Source organism: Micromonospora sp. NPDC048843 (assembly GCF_040649965.1).
GTDB lineage: Bacteria > Actinomycetota > Actinomycetes > Mycobacteriales > Micromonosporaceae > Micromonospora > Micromonospora hortensis.
The window spans coordinates 1-4,240 of sequence record NZ_JBEZGJ010000314.1; the positions used below are offsets into that span (position 1 = coordinate 1).

3 protein-coding genes are annotated in these 4,240 nt (G+C 67.1%); 1 reads left to right on the forward strand and 2 read right to left on the reverse strand.

Annotation, left to right across the window (positions count from 1 at the left end; all coding sequences use genetic code 11):
- Positions 1–93 precede the first annotated feature (93 nt).
- Together AB0C20_RS35350 and AB0C20_RS35355 are read right to left on the reverse strand one after the other, a co-directional pair.
- Positions 94–1,044, reverse strand: a complete 951-nt coding sequence (locus AB0C20_RS35350) for a malate dehydrogenase (protein ID WP_357569641.1) — start codon at positions 1,042–1,044, stop codon at positions 94–96.
- Between the two features lie 139 nt (positions 1,045–1,183).
- Positions 1,184–2,044 carry a bifunctional methylenetetrahydrofolate dehydrogenase/methenyltetrahydrofolate cyclohydrolase gene (locus AB0C20_RS35355; protein WP_238644677.1) on the reverse strand — a complete coding sequence of 287 codons (861 nt, stop codon included), beginning with the start codon at positions 2,042–2,044 and terminating at the stop codon, positions 1,184–1,186.
- A 482-nt stretch (positions 2,045–2,526) separates the two neighbouring features.
- On the opposite strand from AB0C20_RS35355, the gene AB0C20_RS35360 reads away from it, so the two are divergent.
- A complete protein-coding gene (locus AB0C20_RS35360; protein WP_357569642.1) occupies positions 2,527–4,128 on the forward strand; it encodes an ABC transporter substrate-binding protein in 1,602 nt (533 codons plus the stop codon).
- The last annotated feature ends 112 nt before the right edge of the window (positions 4,129–4,240 follow it).

Sequence of the window (4,240 nt, forward strand, 5' to 3'; positions counted from 1 at the left end):
GGGCACCTCCCTGCAGGACATCGCCCGGGAGGTCGGCTGTTCCAAGGCCACTGTGACCGGCGTTGCCGGCGCGCCCTTCGGTGGTACGGGGAACTACATGCTGGAGATGTCGCCCTGCTTGGCGCGGACGGCCTCGGCGGCCTCCAGGAGGCTGGCGCGCTCGTCGGCGTCCAGGTCGGTCTCGACGACCCGCTTTACGCCCTCGGCGCCGATTTCGGCCTCGACACCCAGGTAGACACCGGAGATGCCGTACTCGCCGTCAACCCAGGCGCAGACCGGCATGACCTCGCCGGAGTCCTCCGCGACGGCCTTCGCCATGCGGGCCGCGGCGGCGGACGGGGCGTAGTAGGCCGACCCGGTCTTGAGCAGCGCGACCACCTCGGCGCCACCGTTGCGGGTCTTGACGACCAGCTCCTCGATCTGCTCGGCCGGCATGGCGTCGCGCAGCGGCTTGCCGTTGACGGTGCTCTTTGACGGCACCGGGACCATGGTGTCGCCGTGCGAGCCCAGGGTCAGGGTGCGTACCGAGGCCACCGGCACGTTCAGCGCCTCGGCGACGAAGTTGCTGAACCGGGCGGTGTCGAGCATGCCGGCCTGGCCGAGCACCCGGTTCTTCGGGAACTGGGTGGCGAGCTGGGCCAGAGCGGTCATCTCGTCCAGCGGGTTGGAGACCACGATGACGACGGCGTTCGGGGCGTACTTGGCGACGTTCTCGGCGACCTGGCGGACGATCTTGGCGTTGGTCTCCAGCAGGTCCATCCGGCTCATGCCGGGCTTGCGCGGCAGACCAGCGGTGATCACGACGACGTCGGAGCCCTCGATGCTCTCGTAGCCCTCACCGTTGGGGCCGGTGGTCACGCCGACCACCTTGGTCTCGAAGCCCTCGATGGCCCGGGACTGGTTGAGGTCGAGCGCGAGGCCCTCGGGCTTGCCCTCCACGATGTCGGTGATCACTACGGTGTCGAAGACGTCGTACTCGGCCAGGCGCTGTGCGGTGGTGGAGCCGTAGAAGCCAGCCCCGACGACAGTGACCTTCTTACCCATGGTCGTCCCACTCCCTGATACCAGTCGGTTTTCCGGACCGTATCAGTCATCCTGGCACCGATCAGGCCAGGGGCGGCGGCCATCGCCGGGATGGGGCGAACGTCACCGCCGTCCTGATTCGGCGCCGCCGACGCGCGAGTCAGCCGCGCTCGGCGCGCTCGACGACATTGGTGAGCAGCATGGCCCGGGTCATCGGGCCCACGCCGCCGGGCATGGGGACCAACGCGCCGGCCGTCTCGGCCACCTCCGGGTCCACGTCGCCGGTGTAGCGGCCCTTGCCGTCCGCGCCGATCACGCGGGTGATGCCGACGTCCACCACCACCGCGCCAGGGTTGATCATGTCGGCGGTGAGCAGACCCGGTACGCCGGCCGCGACGATGACGATGTCGGCGGCCCGGGTGTGCGAGGCGAGATCGAGGGTGCCGGTGTGGCAGAGGGTGACAGTGGCGTTCTCGCTGCGCCTGGTGAGCAGCAGGCCGAGCGGTCGGCCAACCGTGTTGCCGCGACCGACCACCGCGACGGTGGCCCCGCGCAGCGCCACGTCGTGCCGGCGGAGCAGCTCGACGATGCCGCGCGGCGTACACGGCAACGGACCGTCGTAGCCGAGCACGAGCCGACCCAGGTTCACCGGGTGCAGGCCGTCGGCGTCCTTGTCCGGGTCGATCAACTCCAGCACCCGCTGGGTGTCGAGGTGAGCCGGCAGCGGCAGTTGAACGATGTAGCCGTGGCACGCCGGGTCGGCGTTCAGCTCGGCCAGGACGTCGTCGACCTGCTGTTGGGTGGCGTCGGCCGGCAGTTCGCGGCGGATCGAGGCGATGCCCACCTCGGCGCAGTCGCGGTGCTTGCCGTTGACGTACGCCTGGCTGCCCGGGTCCGCCCCGACCAGGACCGTGCCGAGCCCGGGGATGATCCCGCGTTCCGCGAGTGCCTTCACCCGGATGCGCAGCTCGTCCTTGATCTCCGCTGCGGTTGCCTTGCCGTCCAGAAGCGTCGCCGTCACGACCAGATCGTCTCACGCCCACCGCCTGCGGATCAGACGACCTAGCTCGGGCCGTCCGCCGCCCACTGCGGTGAGGCGGCCATTGAGCGGACCTGGCCACGGTGGGGTGACCGCCGTTGGAGTAACCGTGTGTGAGGTGTTGCTAGTCACTTTCAGTGACAGTCTGTGGATTCGATCACGGTCGAACCAGACAGACCAAACCGGCACCACGGAGAAAGGACGGCCGCCCCAAGCGGCGCAGCAGCGGCCAGCAGGTGGCAAACACGTCGTCGTCCAGCGCTATTTTCGCAGGCCAACGTCGATAAGACCGGTTTGGATTAGCAGATTCTTTCGCCCCCAACAAGGGAGGCAACCCCGGACCGTTACCCACCCGCAACCGCGTCGTTGTCGAAGGCCCGTCGCCGACCTACCGTTACCGCTTGTTGCGCAGCGTAACCCAGCGTCGGGCCTGACTGCGCAGCGTGAGGAGATGAGGAGGCTCAATGCGAGTTCGTAGACTCGCCGCCTGGACCGCCCTCCCGCTCGCGGTGACGCTGGGCCTCGCGGCCTGCGGCAGCGGCGGAGACGGTGGATCCAGCGGCAGCAGCAGTTCGGCGGTCAGCATCCAGATCGCCGAGCCGAAGCACCTGGTTCCCACCAACACCACCGAGACGTCCGGGTCGCAGGTGATCGCCGGCCTGTTCAGCCCGCTCGTCGACTACGACACCCAGAACAAGCCGTACGAGGTCGCCGCGCAGTCGATCACGTCGTCCGACAACAAGGTCTGGACGATCAAGATCAAGGACGGCTTCACCTTCCACAACGGTGAGAAGGTCACGTCCCAGAACTACATCAACGCCTGGAACTACGGCGCGTACGCCCCGAACGGTCAGGACACCAACCCGTTCTTCGAGAAGATCGCTGGTTACGCCGACCTGCAGGGCAAGGCGCCGAAGGCCAAGGAGATGTCCGGCCTGAAGAAGGTCGACGACCTCACCTTCACCGCGACGCTCTCCGAGCCGTACATCGACTTCAAGACGACGCTGGGCTACAACGCGTTCTTCCCGATGCCGGACGCCGCGTTCTCGGCTCCGGGCGTGCTCAAGGATTCCTACGAGCAGGCGCCGATCGGGCAGGGCCCCTTCAAGATGAAGGGCACCTGGCAGCACGACAGCAAGATCGACGTCGAGCGCTACGACGCGTACCCGGGCGAGAAGCCCAAGGTCAAGAACATCGAGTTCCGGATCTACCAGCAGCTCACCGCGGCCTACGCGGACGTCCTGGCGGACAACCTGGACGTGCTGCCCACGATCCCGACCGAGAGCCTGAGCACCGCGCCGAGCGACCTGGGTGACCGGTACAAGACCAGCCCGATGTCGTCGTTCCAGTTCCTCGCGTTCCCGACGTTCGACAAGGACTACAGCAACCCGGACGTTCGCAAGGCCATCTCGATGGCGATCGACCGTGACGAGATCACCAAGTCGGTCTTCAAGGGTTCGCAGACGTCGGCGCGCTCCTTCGTCGCGCCGGTCCTGCCGGGCTACCGGGAGGACACCGCGGGCAAGGCCGCCGAGTTCAACCCGACCGAGGCCAAGAAGCTCTACCAGGCCGCCGGCGGCCCGTCGAAGATCGTCATCTCGTACAACGGTGACGGCGGGCACAAGGACTGGGTCGACGCCACGGTCAACCAGCTCAAGACCAACCTGGGTGTGGACGCGGTCGGCTCGGTCGAGCCGAAGTTCGCCGACCTGCTGACCAAGGTCGAGAAGAAGACGCCGGTGGGTGCGTTCCGGATGGGTTGGGTCATGGACTACCCGACCATGGAGGACTACCTCGGCCCGCTGTACAGCACGAACGGCTCGTCGAACTACTACGGCTACAGCAACCCGGAGTTCGACAAGCTGGTCAAGGAGGGTTCCGCCGCCAAGACGCAGGACGAGGCGATCGCCAAGTACCAGCAGGCGGAGGACATCCTGGCCAAGGAGATGCCGGTGATCCCGCTCCGCTTCGGCGAGAACGTGTTCGGCCACTCCTCCAAGGTCAAGAACGTGGAGATGGACCTGTTCCAGCGGGTCAACCTCGTCAAGATCGAAGCAGCCAACTGAGCTGACCATGGTGTGGGCACGAAGTCGTTGCCCACTCAGCGCTCCGGCCGTTGCACCAGGTCGGTGAAGTCCTGCTCGTTGCGCTCGGCCAGCCGCACGTACGCCCAGCCCA